This is a genomic window from Flavivirga algicola (genome assembly GCF_012910715.1).
Lineage (GTDB): Bacteria > Bacteroidota > Bacteroidia > Flavobacteriales > Flavobacteriaceae > Flavivirga > Flavivirga algicola.
Genome location: NZ_JABBHF010000002.1, coordinates 340,761 through 357,369, shown reverse-complemented (window position 1 = coordinate 357,369; position 16,609 = coordinate 340,761). Strand labels below are relative to the sequence as shown.

Sequence of the window (16,609 nt, the reverse complement as noted above, 5' to 3'; positions counted from 1 at the left end):
ATAAAAGTAGTAACAAATAATAAAGTAATTAGAGTAAATGTTCAGGAAACAATTATTCTAGAATTTAAAAAAACAAATAATCCTAAAACGTATGAAACACTTTTTTTTATCATTAATACTTATAGTTTCTAGTAAAGTTATTTCTCAAGAAGTTAAAAATGGCATTAAAATAGAAGGAATCCCAGAGGCACTTGAGTGGGTAATAGAACCTGATAATTTTAGTGTTGATGGAGGAACAATCTCAATAACAGCGGGTCCAGATACGGATATGTTTTATGCGCCTCATGGTAATTCTAAGACGAGTAATGTACCTAAGCTTTTATTTACTCCAGATGACGATTTTGTTTTTAGCGCTAAAGCCTTTACAGAGCACAAATCCAGATGGGAAGCTGCAACTTTAGTAATCTATATTAATGAAGACTATTGGGCCAAGTTCTGTTTTGAAAATGAATCACCTACCAAAAACAGAATGGTTAGTGTGGTCACTAATAAAATTTCTGATGATGCCTACTCCGACTATGTGAATGGAAAATCGGTGTATATGAAAATTACTAAAAAAGGTAAACAAATAGTTTTTTCATATTCTGAAGATAATACTAAGTGGGTCGATGTTCGCTATTTCAGACTAGACTCAGAAGCCCCTATCAAAATTGGGTTTTCTTCGCAGTCACCACATGGCAAAGGATTAACCTCTGTTTTTTCAGAAATTAATTATACCAAAAACAAAGAATAAAGGTTTTAAGTCAAAATGAGTTCATATTTAAAAGCAATTGTTATAAAAAAATAAATGAAAAGAAGAGTAATTATAGGAGTTAGTGCTCTGGCAATAATTATATATCTATTTAATTCACTTGTACTGCAACCTAAATCTGTGGCAAAGCAATTAAAATCTGTAGCTCAAAATTTAAATGGAAAATGTCCAATTATTTTGGATCAAATTTCTAAATTAGATAGTGTTGGTTCAATTTCCAATAAAAATTTTATATACTATCAATCTCTGTACAGACTCCATAAAAATGAAATTAATTTTGATTCTGTAAACCAAAATATCCGTCCTAAATTAATAAAAGAGATAAAGAATAACCCCAATTTTAAGGCTTTTAAGAAAAACAATATAACGATAGATTATGTTTTTCATGACATGTATGGGGTGTTTATAAATAAGCTGTCTTTTAAACCAGAGGTGTATGGCGAATAGTAACTCTTTTTTTTCTAAATTAATAGTATGGGGTTTTTTGATTTTTTGGTCATGTTCAAAAACATCAAAAAGCATACCTAATACCCACCTTTTTTCTGCCATGCCTACAGAAATAACAAGCGTTGAATTTAAAAATAAGATCGTAGAATCAGAAGATTTATATTATTATAAATATCTATATATGTATATTGGTGCAGGTGTTGCCGCCGCCGATTTTAATAATGATGGTTTAGAAGATTTGTTTTTTGTGTCCAACCTGCATCAAAATAAAATATTTTTAAATAAAGGTGATTTTAAATTTGAAGATATTACGGTAGCATCAGGACTCCCAAAAACAGACGGTTTTAATACAGGAGTAACTATCGTAGATATCAATAATGATGGATATCTGGACATTTATTTAAATAGAGCAGGGTGGTATGAAGATAATGCCAAATTAGCCAACCAACTTTATATAAACAATGGAGACTTAACGTTTACAGAAGAAGCAAAATTATATGGAATAGATGACGCCAATAGATCTATAGCATCAACCTTTTTTGATTATGACAAGGACGGTGATTTAGATTTATACATTACTAATGCACCAGCCAGGTTTGATCTTTCAGGCATAATACTAGATCAAAAGAATGTCCAAAAACACCCACTAACAAAAACATTTAAAAGCAGTGATAAGCTATATAATAATGATGGTAAGGGACATTTTAAAGATGTTTCCAAGATAGCTGGAATTTTGCCAGAATTAGGCTTTGGACTTAATGCACAAATAGGTGATCTTAATAATGATTCCTGGCCAGATATTTATGTTTCCAATGATTTTGTAGGGGCAGATTTTGTGTATATAAATAATCAAGATGGTACTTTTACAGATAACAGAGATCATTTATTTAAGCACATATCCTATTATAGTATGGGCAGCGATATAGCCGATATAAATAATGATGGATTGCAAGATATCATGGTACTGGATATGGCACCAGAAGATTATTTTAGATCCAAAACGACCATGGCCATGACCTCTATTGAAGCGTTTAACGAAATGGTTAAAAAAGATTATTATTATCAGTATATGCATAATACCATGCAATTAAATAATGGTAATGGAACCTATAGTGATATTGCTCACATGAGTGGAATTGCTAAAACCGATTGGAGCTGGTCGACGCTATTTGCAGATTTTGATCTAGATGGTTTTAACGACATTTATGTTACTAATGGAGTATATAGAGATGTAGCGAATAAAGATATAATCAAAGATATAGATGCTTATATAAAAGAAAATAAAAATGAATTGATAGGAAAAGAAATTCTGGCATTAACTCAAAAATTACCGCAACAGAAGTTAACCAATTATATCTATAAAAATAACGGGGACCTTACTTTTGAAAATAAAATAGGAGATTGGATTAACGAGAAAGAGAGTTTTTCTAATGGAGCTATATATGCAGATTTGGACAATGATGGCGATTTAGACATTGTTGTAAATAACCTAGAGGATAACGCAACAATTTTAAAAAATAATTCCAGAGAATTAACGAAGCATAATTATTTACAATTTACATTAATTGGGCCCTCAAAAAATAGGCAGGCCATTGGAGCTATAGTTAAAATAGAGGACGATAATGGAGATATACAAACACGTCAGGTAAATGGATCCAGAGGGTTTTTATCTTCGGTTTCTCATAAATTACATTTTGGTTTAAAGAACAATAAAAAAATAGAGAAGGTTATAGTTCTTTGGCCAAATGGAGAAACGCAATATTTAAAAGATATTGATGTGAATCAGGAAGTCAAGGTTGTTTATAATCTGGATAATATTACGATTGCCAAAAAGAAATCGCAAAGTACTTTTTTTGAAGAAATTCCTGTACCATATGCACATGTAGATAGCGTGTTTAATGATTTTAGTAAACAGTTATTGTTGCCTCATAAGCTATCACAAACAGGACCTGCAGTATCAAAAATAGATATCAATAACGATGCTCTGGAAGATATTTACATTGGAGGTGCTGGTAACATACCAGGGAAATTATTAATTACCCAAAACGACAATACCTTTAAAGAAGCCTATATCCCCGATTTTATTAAAGATGCCAAATATGAAGATGTTAGTGCTACTTTTTTTGATGCTGACAATGACAATGACATGGATTTGTATGTTGTAAGTGGAAGTTATGAATTCGATGAGAATTCAGAATTATTACAGGATAGACTGTATTTGAATAATGGTAAAGGTATTTTCAAGCGTTCATATTCAAAACTTCCTTCATTAAAGTCTTCGGGGGCGGTTGTGGTTGCTTCAGATTACGATAATGACGGTGATCAGGATCTTTTTGTAGGTAGCAGAGTCATTCCTGGAAAATATCCTTATGCGCCAACTAGTTATTTGCTAATAAATGATAAAGGTCGCTTTACAATTAAAACAAAAGAATTGGCGCCTGGTTTAGAGAAAATAGGCATGGTAACATCTGCTGTTTGGAGTGATATTGATCATGACGCTGATATTGATTTAATAGTAGCTGGTGAGTGGATGGGAATCGAAATTTTTACCAATACCAACGGAAAACTAATTAAAGATGATTCATATAAAGCACTTTCCTCGGCAAAAGGCTGGTGGAATACGTTATTAATTGCAGATGTAGATAATGATGGTGACAAGGATATTATAGGAGGTAACCTAGGGTTGAATTATAAATTCAAAGCTACTGAGAGTAAACCATTTCATGTGTATACTAATGATTACGATAATAATGGTATAGAAGATATTATTCTGGCTGAATATTATAAAGACGTTCAGGTGCCTATTAGGGGAAAATCATGTACTACGGAGCAAATACCTATGTTAGAAGAGAAATTTTCAACCTATAATGCGTTTGCTAATGCAGGAATAAAAGACCTTTTTGGGAAAAATTTAAATACTGCTTTACATTTTACGGCAACCGAATTTAGATCTGGTATTTTTATTAATGAAAACGGTCATTTTTTGTTTAAGCCTTTTTCTAATGAAGCTCAAATTTCTCCTATAAACTCTATATTGTTTGACGATTTGAACGGTGATTTAAAAAAAGATATCCTTTTGGCAGGAAATAATTTTATGCCAGAAATAGAAACAACAAGGTCTGATGCTGGTAAAGGCGTATTCTATAAGGGAGACTCAAAAGGTATTTTTACTTATATAAATAATACAGAAACTGGTTTTTTTGCCGATAAAGATGTACGGAAAATACTTTTGCTAAAAACCGAAAATACAAAACGTGTTTTTGTAGCAAATAACAATGCGAAACACCAATTATTTGATTTAAAAAAGTAATTGAAAATACTTGTTTTTTTAGCAAACTCTTTGTTTTAATACGTTTTTTATTTTAAATCCAAATGTTTATTTCAATTTTTTCGTTGATTTCAAGCTTTGATTTTTTTCTAATTTCTGCTTTAATTGGAAGTAAGTAGACTCCTGTTTTAGAGTCAAACCAAATAGCAGTATCCCATTTAAATTCCCTAATTTGAGCAAGGGTTTTCATTCTTCCCCAACCTTCTTCTTGCCACCCAAAATTTTTCCTTATTTCTTTCGACATAACCTGGGGTAATGAAACAAAAAACCAACCACCAGAGGAGGCATCTTTCCACATTTTAGCTGAAAATTCATATTTAATTTTACCGTCCACTTTTTCTGTAAATTCTTGTATTATTAAATAACTATCAATGCTTATATTGAATTCCAGTTATTTATTGTTTTTTTAATGAGTCATTAATAGTTTCATTCAATCGATACTTGGCTGTCCGCAATCATTTTTCGAACCCAAGCATTAGGTACAATGTCTAAGGTTAAATTGATACGTTCTGTTTCCCCTAGGTTAGTTACCTTGTGTGGGTCAGAAAGCCTTAAGTACCAGCATTCTCCAGGTTGCATTGGTACTGGGGTATCATTTAAGTAAAATGTCACCTTATCATTATTAAGGATAGGAATTGTTAAACGAATAACAGATTTCTCTATTTCAAGAGCCAAAGTAGGGTCTGTATGCTCCTTTATCATAGAATCAGGAGCTAGTCGTAGTAATCGAACCAAAGTGACCTCCGTATTTTTACGAAAATAATCAATTACGCTCATTAAATATGGTGATTTTTGTAGTTGAGGTGTATCAAGCCAGTCTGTCCAGGAACCATCGGCATAGTCGTCTGCTGGTGGTGGAAAAGGTAATGAAGGGTCTACAATATGAGCAGGCGACCGTAGTGGAATTACACTATAATATTCAAATTGTTCCAGTTTAAGAATGTCACATTCTGCAATCATTTTAGCAGTATCGAAAACGAAAGGCAATTTAATACGATCATTGTTTTTGGTCTTTGGTGTCTCTTGCTGTGTCATAGTGTTTTTGTTTGATATAGATGATATTACATGTGTATGCCAATTAAGCTAAGCAATACTACTATTTTAATCATTTTAGTGTATACGTTCAGGTACTGGTTAATTTTCTAATTAAGTCTATATTTCAATTCTATATGATGTTCCATATGATAGGTGAAAATGATGGCGTTGTCCTTAAAAGGCGGCTCTAATGTCATTTCAAAAGGTAGTGTTAAAGACGATTCACCTCTAAACAGCTTGATATTATTATGAATATGAACTTCGGTGTCAATTAAAATACTGTGGTAGTCGCCCATCGATTTTAAATCAAATTCTTTGTCGGGCAAATGAGAAGGAATACTGGTACCGCTATTATGGTTAGATACTGCTTCACGTACATCTAAAATTTTACCTGCTTTATGTTCTTGGTAACCAGCTGTAGCATGAGTTGTTTCTTCCGAAGAGTTTTTTTTGAACGTTAAATTCAAACAGACATTTTCGGGAATCAAAGCAATGTTTTTATCAAATTGGGGAAGCAAATTAAACACGATAGGGACATAACATTCTCGATATAATAAAGCATCTAAAGTTTCACTTATTAAGATATGAAAAATATCAGGATTCGGAACTTTAAAAGTTACAGCATCTGCTAAATAGGTTGCTTTAATATAGTTTGACAGTTCTAGTGACTCGATTAGTTTTTTAGCAGATTCAAGTGAGTTTTTGTTGATTTCTAATAGAGAGAATTGTACATTATTCGAACTAAAAAGGGGAGCCACTAAAGTTACAAATGGCGCATAAGGACCACATCCAGCATAAAAGATGTTAATTAACTCATCAGGATAGGCTTTTTGTTTTTCTTGAATGGCCATAACAACAGCTTTCAAGAACTTTACGGTTCTTTTATAATCTAATAGGCATTGGGCAGCGTGATTCAAGCCTAAAGCTTTTCCTTTTGCGGTAGGAACAGCAGCTAAATACTCTATTTTAGTGTCAAAGTCAGTAATCTCAGTTATTTTCTGAAAAAGCACATAGATTTCATTTACACTTTTTTCTATCTCAGTTTGATTGTAGGGTTCTTTTAATAATGAAAAAGATAATTTTTTAATGTCAAGAATCGATTTCTTTTTAGTCATAGTTGGTATTTAAATTCTCATTTCATTTTTATTTTAGCTGAGAGAAGCTAGTAATTTGGTGTACGCGTTGAGGTTGCATATCTATAGAATTCATATGTTACCTAGCATAGCATAAGAGTTATTTTGAACTGTCGGTCACAACAGCAACAATTCTTAAAGGTGCTCCAGTACCTCCTTCTATTTTCATAGGCAAGGCAATAATTTCAAAGCCATTTACAGGTAATTTATCCAGATTGGTGAGATTTTCAAAGGCAGGAATGCCTTTTTCAAGAAGGATAACGTGACTTTTAAAATATTCAGATTGCCCGTAATCAATACTAGGGGTGTCAATCCCTATGGCATTAATATTGCGATTTTTCACTAACCATTCAGCAGCTTCAGGAGAAAGTCCTGGAAAGTGCAATAATTTAACGGCATCCTCTCCACGTTGGTCTGTCCCCATGTATTTGACTTTATCAGGGTAATATTTAGAAAAACCAGTTTGTATTAAAACAATACTTCCATCTGGAATTTCAGTACCTTGACTTTTCTCCCAGGCTTTAAAATCGTCTATGCTAACCAAATAGTCGGGGTTATTAATGGCTTTTGTATATACATCAATTTTAATAGCATTTCCTATTAACTTTTCAAGAGGTATTTCGTCTACAGTTTGCCCGTTTTTAGCAAAGTGAATAGGTGCATCTATATGAGTACCTCCATGCTCTGCAGTACAGAAGTTATTGGCAGAATAAAAATAGCCTTTATCTGTTTGTCCCTTAAAAACGGTATCTAATTTAAATTCTTTAGAGGTCACCCAATAAATAGTTTTATCGGAATAACTATGCGACAGGTCAATAACCCTTTTTTGCAAGGTTTTGGGTTCGCTTGTAGTACTGGTTTTCTCTTCAGGCTTTGCTTGGTTGTTACAGGCAATTAAGGTTAAAAATAATAGTGGATAAAAAATAGATACTTTCATTTTTATATGTTGGGTTTAACGTTTATGTTCTGGGCTATCAAATCCTACTTTACATCCAGCTTGCCATTCATCGGGTAAATTACCATATGCAGGTATACCACCGTTATCTTTGAGCATTCTGGCTAGGTGTAGGCAATTCCAGACCAAAAAAGTGGTATTTCTATTTGTGAAATCATTTTCAGGTCCGCCTGAATTTTCATCCATATAAGAGGGGCCAGGTCCAGCTTCTCCCATCCAACCAGCATCAGCTTGAGGCGGAACGGTATACCCAATATGAGAGAGTGAAAATAATATATTCATTGCACAATGTTTAACACCATCTTCATTTCCCGTAATTAACGTAGCGCCTACTTTTCCGTAATCTCTATACTGCCCTTTTTCATTAAATTGGTGTGTGTAGCCATACATACGTTCTAATGTTCGGTTACAGACCGATGATTTCTCTCCTAACCATACCGAGGTACAAAGAATAAGTATATCGCATTCATCTACTTCTTTTTGGATGATTGGCCAATCGTCTCTGTCCCATTCTGGGGTTTTAGACATATCCAAACCTAGACCGGCAGGAATCACATAATCTACAGGCCTGATAATTTTAGTAGTCGCACCATTTGCCTCAAATATTTTTTGAGCAATTTTTATAAGCCCTTCCGTATGAGAAAGAACAGGCGTTCTGTTTAATGTGCAATTTAAGAACAAAACTTTTAAATCATCATATTTTGCGGGTGGTTGTTCACAATGCCTTTTGGTCATGGTTTTTAGTTGTTCGCTCATTATTTAAAGTTTTATTTATGCCTACTCTAAATTGGTTTTCGGCTTTTCCGTTTTGCTAATGATTATATAGTTGAAGTGATTATTACAAATCGTAAGTACTTACGCATAAATATAGATATTTTTTTGATTAACTTAAAATTGTACTTAATATAGAATAAAAAGCTGTTTCCCAAAATTACCACTCTTTGTCCTTTTATAACAGTTGATTGATGGTATGGCTGTTTTATTTTTGCTGTATTAATTAAAAAATATAAAAAAATGAATAAAAGAGCATTAATAATAGGAGGGAGCAGTGGTATTGGAAGAGCTACTGCCGAAAATTTACTAAATGAAGGTGTAGAAGTGCACGTAGTTGGGACGAATGACAATAAATTGCAAGCGTTTAAAATTGAAGCTAGTGAAAACTTGTTTACTCATAAGGTTGATATTACCAATAGGCAAGAGGTAGCAGGGTTAAAAGAAACTATTTCATCGTTTGATAACTTGGATTACCTGGTTAATGCATCTGGTATTTTTGGTCCTAAAGCATTTTTAGAGCATACCGAAGTAGATTACGATTCGTATTTAGATTTAAATCGCGGTTTCTTTTTTATTACACAGGAAGCAGCTAAAAAAATGGCTGAAACATCTGGTGGAGCTATTGTGAATGTGGGTTCTATGTGGGCGAAACAATCTGTAAAAGCAACCCCGTCTTCTGCTTATTCTATGCAAAAGGCAGGGTTACATAGTTTAACACAACATTTGGCTATGGAATTGGCAGATCATAAAATTAGAGTAAACGCAGTATCACCTGCAGTGGTTGAAACACCAGTATACGAAAGTGTTTTTGGAGGTAAAGAAGAAGCGCAAGATGCACTTCAAAATTTTCACGGATTTCACCCTATAGGAAGAAACGGAAAAGCACAAGATGTTGCAGATACTATTTCCTTTTTATTGTCTGATAAAGCATCATGGGTTACAGGTGCTATCTGGGATACAGATGGTGGCGTTATGTCTGGTAGAAACTAAAAAAATAAATTTTTAATAAGATTGTTTAAAAAATGATTTATACAATTGCGTACTTTAATACATGCCGAACTGAGAGAGTAGCTGAAGTGCTCAATATGGTATAGGACCCTATTTTAAACAGTCTTTTTTATTTAAGACACACTTTTGATTATGTACGATATGAACCACCTAAAAAAATTAGGTACATTAGGAAAACATGCAGAAAATGCCATGAAAGCATTTCAGTCTTTAGATAAAGAAGCATTGGATGATGGTACTATTCCTAAAAAATACAAAGAATTAATAGCCATAGCTGTTGCTTTAACAACGCAGTGTCCTTATTGTCTTGAGATTCATAAGAAACATGCCATTGAGGCTGGAGCAACCCAAGAAGAACTGGCAGAAGTTACTTTTGTTGCCGCGGCATTAAGAGCTGGGGCAGCTGTTGTTCACGGTACACATTTGATGCACGAATCTTAATGAAAATAAAACACTCAAAATATATTATTATTGGAGCTGGTTTATCTGGTTTAACCACAGCTTATAAACTTAAAAAGAGTGGGGAAGAAGACTTTCTTGTCTTAGAAGGACGTTCTCAATTTGGAGGAAGAATATGTACTTATGAAGGTATTGAGTTGGGAGCTACTTGGTTTCAAGAACATCATACATATTTAAGGGCTTTGTTAGAAGAATTAAATATGCAAAATTTTCATCAATACACCAGTGGTCAAAGTGTTCTAGTGTATAACTCTATGGCACCTGCTCATTATTTTGAAGTGGATAAAAATACACCATCAGCTAGTAGAATAGCTGGTGGTTCTATAATTTTAATTGAAAAGTTATCAGGGATATTAAAAGATAAAATCGTACTTAATTCTAGAGTCACTGAATTTATAGACGATAACGATAAAGTTGTTTTAAACACCGATGAAAATAGTGCATATTCGGCAGAAAAAGTAATTGTAACAATACCACCAAAACTAACATCAACATTAAAGTTTGAGCCCGAATTACCTAAGCATTTTATAGAGGTAATGAAGCAAACGCATACATGGATGAGTAATGCTATTAAAGTAGGATTGACCTTTGATACACCATTTTGGAGACATAAAAAATTTTCTGGCACCGTAATAGGTCAAATAGGACCGGTAACTGAATTATACGATCATTGTTCTGCAAATGATAAAATCTATGCCTTAAAAGGATTTGTAAATGAGGGGTTAAGGGATGTACTCCCAGAAGTTAGAAAAGAACGTATTTTAAGTTACTTGGAATCTTATTTAGGGAAAGAAGTTAGATTGTACACTAATTATTTTGAGAAAGACTGGTCTCAGGATCATTTTACGTCATGTGAAAATTTAAAATCGGTTTATATGAGCCCACACTATGGGAACGAATTTTTTAATAGGTTTTATATGCAAGGAAAATTATTCTTTTCTGGTACAGAAACCTCTCCTGTTCACGGTGGGTATTTAGATGGTGCTGTATATAGTGGGTTAAGAGCAGCAGGGCACATTCTCAATAATTAGTTTAACTTTGAAGTTAAAGATTATTAAATATTGTGGACAAGGACTCAATAAAAATAGAGCAATATCATCTTCATAAGGGGCATCCTGAAAAACTTCAATTCGAGGTTTATAATTTGAAAGATTATTTAGAAACTAGTGGTGTGCATGCCCAGCTGCCCCATTCGCATAGCTTTTATCAAATTTTATGGATTTATAATGAAGGGGGGATTCATTTTATAGATTTTGATGCCCATCCTGTAAAAGCGAATTCTATATTCTTTATTTCTAAAAATCAAATTCATTATTTCGATAAAGATGCCAATCATGAAGGAGTCCTTATTCATTTTAATGAAAGCTTTTTAATGCAGTCGGATGTTGATATTTTCCTTAAATACAATGTGTTTAATAATCGAGGAAAACCTTGCTATTGTATTACCGATGATATTATTGACTTAGCAAAGTCGTATATCGATCTTATTAAAAAAGAGAAAACTAAAGCAGCAGGTTTTGGGCATCAGCAGGTTATTAGATATTTGCTAAAATCGTTGCTTATTGTTTTAGAGAGAGCGCATCGCCAGAATAACGAAGAAAATATCCATTTAACTAAACAGTATGAACTACAATATTTACAATTTAGAGAGCTAATAGAACAGCATTATAATAAGAATTATACGGTTAGTGACTATGCCGATCTATTGCATATTTCAGCTAAAACACTAACAACAGTTACAAAGGCAGTTACAACAAAACCACCTTCAGCACTAATATCCGAGCGGATTATTCTAGAAGCTGAGCGTTTATTAGCTTTTACCTCGCTAAAAATTAACGAAATAGCTTATAAATTAGGGTTTGAAGACGCCTCATATTTTGTAAAGTATTTTAAAAGGCATCTTAAGAAATCGCCAACTCAGTACAGAGAATTAATTCTTAGTACTTAATACTGTTTCTAATGACATTCAATAGTACTGGAAACACTGTCTACGATGGGGGCAGGTGATATATAAGGTATACCAAGACCTAAACCGCGAATAATAAAAAGAAGACCGATGCAAACTACAAAAACAGGAATTGCTTTTTGTATTTTTTGCCTTGCCGTTCCTTTTAAAAAGTTACTTAAATAAATAGCCGAAGTCATTAGTGGTATGGTTCCCAACCCAAAAACAGCCATATAAAAACTACCTTTTAATGTGTCACCACAAGCAATAGCTCCAAATAAGGCCATATAGACAAGACCGCAGGGTAAAAAACCATTCAAGAAACCAATGGTTAAAAAAGTATCGCTTGTTTTCTTTTTTAAGGCACTTCCTAAAGCTGATTTTACTTTCGATATGAGTCTATAAATAGGTTTTGAAATATGGTATTTGTTAAATGTTTTTTGAGGAATTAAAACAATTAAAATCATTAAAATACCAGTTATAATAGAAAGCTGCTGTTGAAGTCCAAAAAGGTACAGGCTTTTGCCAATAAGTCCAAAAGCCAAGCCAATAATACTGTAAGCTAGTAGCCTGCCAAAATGATAAATAGTGATTTGAGATACTTTCTTATAAGCATTTGTTCGATCTAAAGGAAGCATAAAAGCAATAGGGCCACACATCCCCAGACAGTGGAAACTTCCTAAAAGGCCTAATATAAATGCTGAAACTAGCATACTTAAATAATTAATTCTTTAAATAAATAAGAAATTCTGTTATATTGTCAATTAAATTTAATGTTCCAACGACCATCTACCAAACGATTGTCAGGTATGAGCAAATTGGGTTTAGATAGTGAAATAGCAGTTTCAAAATCTAAGTGTTTGTTAGATGGTCTAAGTTGGAGCATTTCTTTTAGTATCATTTAATAATTAATAGATGCTTTAAATAAATAAGAAATTCTATTATATTGCCAATCAATTTTAATGTTCCAACGACCATCTACCAAACGATTGTCAGGTATGAGCAAAGTGGGTTTAGATAGTGAAATAGCAGTTTCAAAATCTAAGTGTTTGTTAGATGGTCTGTATAGGAACACATTTCCAGTAATTTTTTTAATGTCTATTGCTTCGGGAAATTGAATAACTAAACCTTCAGCTGTTTTCTTATATGTAATGTTTTCTTTTAATTTTTTTGCATTTTTTAATTTGTCTATATCTTTTTGATACACTAGTTCTTCAGCATAATAATCCTCTGTTACTAAGTCATGATCGTAAGCATCATCGACATTCATCGTAATAATAAAATACATTATAAAGCTTATAAAACCTATAAAGGCAATTATAATTCCTGTTCCCCAGTTTATTTTCATGACTCAATATTTTAAATTATCCTTGTATTTGATTTTAATGTTTTTTCCATCACTTTGTCATATCTCGAATCCATACAAATACTAAGATCGGTTGTTATGAATTTACCATTATAAAACAGACTGAATATTGTGGCTGGACTTGGAGCTTTTTGTGCCTGTTCCATAGATTCTAATTTAATTATTTTTAGTGGTAGGTTCCTGTTTTTTGCCGTTTCTATCAAAGAGTTTTTTGAATGAAATTCTGCAAAAGGACACCGATTAGAATAATAAACAACAAGGCCATTTTTTTCAGGACACTCCCCACTTTTAACAGACGTATTAAAAGTAGGAGAAGAAGCTTTTGGGTTTATTTTTTTTGCCAAAAGGCTAAATCCGCTTGAAATTTTTTCTACTTCTTCAAAGCCTTGATGGAGTAACCATTTTGTATCACTCATAAAATGAAATTTCTTAGTCCCGACAACAGTTACTAATCCATCTCTGTTTTGGTTTTTTGCATCTTCAATAGCAGTTTCTAATAATGCTTTTCCATATCCACTATTCTTATATTTTCCAGATACCCAAAGACAATTTATATTGATATAGTTTTCAGCTTTAATAGGGATCCAAGCATGTTCTGCTGGACCATACTCTATAAATACTTTTGCTCTTTCATCAATTCTACGAAAAACATAACCATTATTAAATTCTTTAGTCAGCCAATCTTTTTTACCTTGGTAGCTATCCGCACACTTCTTATCAGATATAGCACAGCAGATGTGTTCTGTTGAAATATTTTCCGAAGTCAAATTGATGAGCTGTTTCATTTTAATTTTTTTTGACTATAACTTATTTATAACTCCTTGGGCCTAAAAAATTGGCTGTTGTCGTTTCAATTAATTCATCGTTTGTGTATACACCTATCTTTATTTTGTTTCTATCGCCGGTTAAGGCAGCGTTGTTGATTTCTATAAATAGTGTACCTTCTGCAATGCCTTGACCTGGTACAACAAAACTATCGTGGGTAGCTACTAATTTTAGATTTCCTTTATGGGACATGAGCTTAAAGCTTACATTGTCAATATCCTTTGTTGTTTTGTTTACCAATTTGTAAGTAAATACATTGCTAATTATATTATTTTCTTTATGTTCGTATAGTTGCCCTGGTAGCCTTAAAACATTAGCTTCAACATCATTTCTTAAGAATAACATGCCAATTAATATACCAATCATAATGGTTAGAACAGCAATGTAACCTTTCATTCTTGCGGTGAGCTTAAAAGGAACTTTCTTTTCTATATTTTCCTCACTGGCATAACGAATCAACCCTTTTGGTAAATTAATGCTTTCCATAATATGATCGCATTCATCAATACAAGCCGTGCAGTTTACACATTCCAGTTGTGTGCCGTTTCTAATATCTATTCCTGTAGGACAAACATGGACGCATTGAAAACAGTCTATACAGTCACCATGCCCCAGAGCATTTCTATCTTCATTTTTTCTGAATTTCTTTCTGCCGTTTTCACCCTCACCACGTTTATGATCATAAGCAACCACAACAGATTTTGTATCTAAAAGAACACCTTGTAACCTTCCGTAAGGGCAAGCAATAATACATACTTGTTCTCTAAACCACGCAAAGACAAAGTAAAATACAGCCGTAAAGATTAATAGCGAAATTAAGGTGCTTATATGGTTAGAAGGGCCGTCTACTACATATTGGATTAACCGATCACTTCCAATTAAATAAGCCAAGAACACATTCGCAATCAAAAAGGATATAATAGCAAAGATGAAAAACTTAAGGCCTTTTTTTTTGATTTTTTCTGCATTCCATGGTTGCTTTGATAAACGAATTTGTTTTCCTCTATCCCCTTCTATCCAATATTCTATTCTACGGAATACCATTTCCATGAAAATGGTTTGCGGACAGATCCACCCGCAGAAAATACGACCAAAAGCCACGGTAAAAAGCGTGATGAAAATAACGCCAATGAGCATAGATATGACGAATAAATGAAAGTCTTGTGGCCAAAACGGGAACCCAAAAATATTAAAGCGACGTTCTAAAACATTGAATAATAAAAACTGATTTCCACCTATTTTAACAAAAGGAGATAGCAGTAAAAATGCTAGCAACCCATAACTAACCCATTTTCGGTATTTATAAAATTTTCCGCTAGGTTTTTTAGGAAATACCCAAGCACGTTTGCCTTCTTCGGTAACCGTGCCAATAGAATCTCTGAATATTTCATTTTCTGGGGTTTCCAATGTTTTTAGATTTTAGACCAGCTGGGTTTATGAAACTACCCAACTGGTCTTTCAACTTAGTTTAGTTTATAGTTTGCGTTGAATCTATGGTAATTTAATTAACGTTTTCAGCCGCTGTTTCTGCATTTTCATCTAACCAAACATCACCCTCAGGTGCTTTAGGGTTAGCGGGCGTTGTGCCTTGTAAGGTTAAAACATAACTTGCTACTTGTGCTATTTGCAAAGGTTTTAATTGTTGTTTCCAGGCAATCATACCTTTACCAGATCGTCCTCCTTCAGAGACTGTTTTAAAAACATTTTTAATACCCCCGCCTAAAATCCAGTTTTGGTCTGTTAAATTGGGACCAATACCACCACCGCCATCTGCCATATGACAAGCAACACAATTGGTTTCAAAAATAGATTTACCTGCACTTAAGTCTGATGCTTCGGTAAGTAATGTCACGGTATTTATATCGACTAAGTTCTTAGCTGTTTTTTTATAAGCCTCTATAGCCGTTTTTGCCTCTGCCAATTCGGTTTCCAGTTCATCAAATTGATTATCTCCATTAAAAACATGGTACTTCAATAAGTAAATAGCAGCGAAAACTATAGAGATGTAAAAACCATATAACCACCATGGGGGCAAATTATTGTCTAATTCTTTTATCCCATCGTAATTATGGTCTAAAATAATTTCCCCTTCTTCTTCAAGAGGTTTTTGACCAAGAAGTTTTGTATATGTCTTTTTAAGCCAGGTGAACTTATATTGTTTTTCTTCTAGAAACCGCGCTCTGGCTTCTTCATCTAGTTTATGAAGCATGACGTTTTCTAATGCTCCCACAATAGCTTCAATTGCTATCAAAATAAGCAATACTAAAAAGAGAAATAGTAATACTACTGGGTATTCGATAAATGCAGGTTTTTCACCAGAATCTACAAAGAATTCTACAGCCCCGAAAATAATAAAGAATGCTACGGGAACACGAATCCAAGATGGAACTAAATTTCTCATAATATATCGTCGTTTTGGTTGTCTAATGGAATGTTACTTACAGTTTTTATATAGTCTTTTTTAGCAGTAATAACCCACCAAAAAAGCACTACAAAAAAGATAAAAAAGATGAGCAAAGAAATCATCGGATAAATTTCGACGCCAGTAATGCTCTCCATATGGTTTTTTACAAATTTTAACAT

Annotated in this window: 19 protein-coding genes; 7 read left to right on the top strand and 12 right to left on the bottom strand. The window is 33.2% G+C overall.

Annotated elements, in window-relative coordinates:
• The first annotated feature begins 91 nt into the window (after positions 1-91).
• Genes HHX25_RS04495 through HHX25_RS04485 form a run of 3 tightly spaced genes read left to right on the top strand, consistent with a single transcriptional unit; the run spans position 92 to position 4,508 of the window.
• On the top strand, positions 92-733 hold the full coding sequence (locus HHX25_RS04495) for a DUF1349 domain-containing protein (RefSeq protein ID WP_169670587.1): 642 nt from the start codon (positions 92-94) through the stop codon (positions 731-733).
• A 54-nt stretch (positions 734-787) separates the two neighbouring features.
• Positions 788-1,198, top strand: coding sequence for a hypothetical protein (locus HHX25_RS04490; RefSeq protein WP_169670585.1), 411 nt, complete (start codon positions 788-790; stop codon positions 1,196-1,198).
• Complete coding sequence (locus HHX25_RS04485) at positions 1,188-4,508, top strand: VCBS repeat-containing protein (protein WP_169670583.1); 3,321 nt, start codon at positions 1,188-1,190, stop codon at positions 4,506-4,508. Before HHX25_RS04490 ends, HHX25_RS04485 begins: the two co-directional genes overlap by 11 nt.
• Before the next feature lie 52 nt (positions 4,509-4,560).
• Here the strand turns inward: HHX25_RS04485 and HHX25_RS04480 are convergent, their stop codons facing one another.
• From HHX25_RS04480 to HHX25_RS04460, 5 genes are all read right to left on the bottom strand, one after another.
• Positions 4,561-4,860, bottom strand: coding sequence for a DUF1905 domain-containing protein (locus HHX25_RS04480; protein ID WP_317169061.1), 300 nt, complete (start codon positions 4,858-4,860; stop codon positions 4,561-4,563).
• 92 nt (positions 4,861-4,952) lie between these two features.
• The gene (locus HHX25_RS04475) at positions 4,953-5,561 is read right to left on the bottom strand and encodes an aspartyl/asparaginyl beta-hydroxylase domain-containing protein (protein WP_169670581.1); all 609 of its coding nucleotides are present in this window, start codon (positions 5,559-5,561) and stop codon (positions 4,953-4,955) included.
• A gap of 107 nt (positions 5,562-5,668) precedes the next feature.
• Positions 5,669-6,676, bottom strand: coding sequence for an SAM-dependent methyltransferase (locus HHX25_RS04470; RefSeq protein WP_169670579.1), 1,008 nt, complete (start codon positions 6,674-6,676; stop codon positions 5,669-5,671).
• Between the two features lie 118 nt (positions 6,677-6,794).
• Entirely contained in the window at positions 6,795-7,631 is an 837-nt protein-coding gene (locus tag HHX25_RS04465) for a cyclase family protein (RefSeq protein ID WP_169670577.1), read from the bottom strand.
• A gap of 15 nt (positions 7,632-7,646) precedes the next feature.
• On the bottom strand, positions 7,647-8,405 hold the full coding sequence (locus HHX25_RS04460) for a flavodoxin family protein (RefSeq protein WP_169670574.1): 759 nt from the start codon (positions 8,403-8,405) through the stop codon (positions 7,647-7,649).
• A gap of 258 nt (positions 8,406-8,663) precedes the next feature.
• Between HHX25_RS04460 and HHX25_RS04455 the strand changes: the two genes are divergently transcribed.
• From HHX25_RS04455 to HHX25_RS04440, 4 genes are all read left to right on the top strand, one after another.
• Entirely contained in the window at positions 8,664-9,413 is a 750-nt protein-coding gene (locus HHX25_RS04455; RefSeq protein WP_169670572.1) for an SDR family NAD(P)-dependent oxidoreductase, read from the top strand.
• 159 nt (positions 9,414-9,572) lie between these two features.
• A complete protein-coding gene (locus HHX25_RS04450; RefSeq protein WP_240964232.1) occupies positions 9,573-9,872 on the top strand; it encodes a carboxymuconolactone decarboxylase family protein in 300 nt (99 codons plus the stop codon).
• On the top strand, positions 9,872-10,921 hold the full coding sequence (locus HHX25_RS04445; RefSeq protein ID WP_169670568.1) for a flavin monoamine oxidase family protein: 1,050 nt from the start codon (positions 9,872-9,874) through the stop codon (positions 10,919-10,921). The genes HHX25_RS04450 and HHX25_RS04445 overlap by 1 nt, the downstream gene beginning before the upstream one ends.
• 32 nt (positions 10,922-10,953) lie before the next feature.
• Entirely contained in the window at positions 10,954-11,838 is an 885-nt protein-coding gene (locus HHX25_RS04440; protein ID WP_169670566.1) for an AraC family transcriptional regulator, read from the top strand.
• A gap of 8 nt (positions 11,839-11,846) precedes the next feature.
• On the opposite strand, the gene HHX25_RS04435 is transcribed toward HHX25_RS04440, so the two are convergent.
• The 7 genes from HHX25_RS04435 to HHX25_RS04405 all read right to left on the bottom strand — a co-directional run bounded on the left by HHX25_RS04435 (position 11,847) and on the right by HHX25_RS04405 (position 16,609).
• Positions 11,847-12,548: a sulfite exporter TauE/SafE family protein gene (locus tag HHX25_RS04435; protein WP_169670564.1), complete on the bottom strand. Its 702-nt coding sequence runs from the start codon at positions 12,546-12,548 to the stop codon at positions 11,847-11,849.
• 47 nt (positions 12,549-12,595) lie between these two features.
• Entirely contained in the window at positions 12,596-12,736 is a 141-nt protein-coding gene (locus HHX25_RS04430) for a hypothetical protein (RefSeq protein ID WP_205957991.1), read from the bottom strand.
• A complete protein-coding gene (locus HHX25_RS04425) occupies positions 12,737-13,183 on the bottom strand; it encodes a FixH family protein (protein WP_169670562.1) in 447 nt (148 codons plus the stop codon). It abuts the gene before it with no gap.
• A gap of 11 nt (positions 13,184-13,194) precedes the next feature.
• The gene (locus HHX25_RS04420) at positions 13,195-13,986 is read right to left on the bottom strand and encodes an N-acetyltransferase (RefSeq protein WP_169670561.1); all 792 of its coding nucleotides are present in this window, start codon (positions 13,984-13,986) and stop codon (positions 13,195-13,197) included.
• Positions 13,987-14,008: 22 nt separating this feature from the next.
• A complete protein-coding gene (gene ccoG / locus HHX25_RS04415) occupies positions 14,009-15,433 on the bottom strand; it encodes a cytochrome c oxidase accessory protein CcoG (RefSeq protein WP_169670560.1) in 1,425 nt (474 codons plus the stop codon).
• A gap of 94 nt (positions 15,434-15,527) precedes the next feature.
• On the bottom strand, positions 15,528-16,427 hold the full coding sequence (locus tag HHX25_RS04410; protein WP_169670559.1) for a cbb3-type cytochrome c oxidase N-terminal domain-containing protein: 900 nt from the start codon (positions 16,425-16,427) through the stop codon (positions 15,528-15,530).
• On the bottom strand, positions 16,424-16,609 hold the full coding sequence (locus HHX25_RS04405) for a CcoQ/FixQ family Cbb3-type cytochrome c oxidase assembly chaperone (protein WP_169670557.1): 186 nt from the start codon (positions 16,607-16,609) through the stop codon (positions 16,424-16,426). The genes HHX25_RS04410 and HHX25_RS04405 overlap by 4 nt, the downstream gene beginning before the upstream one ends.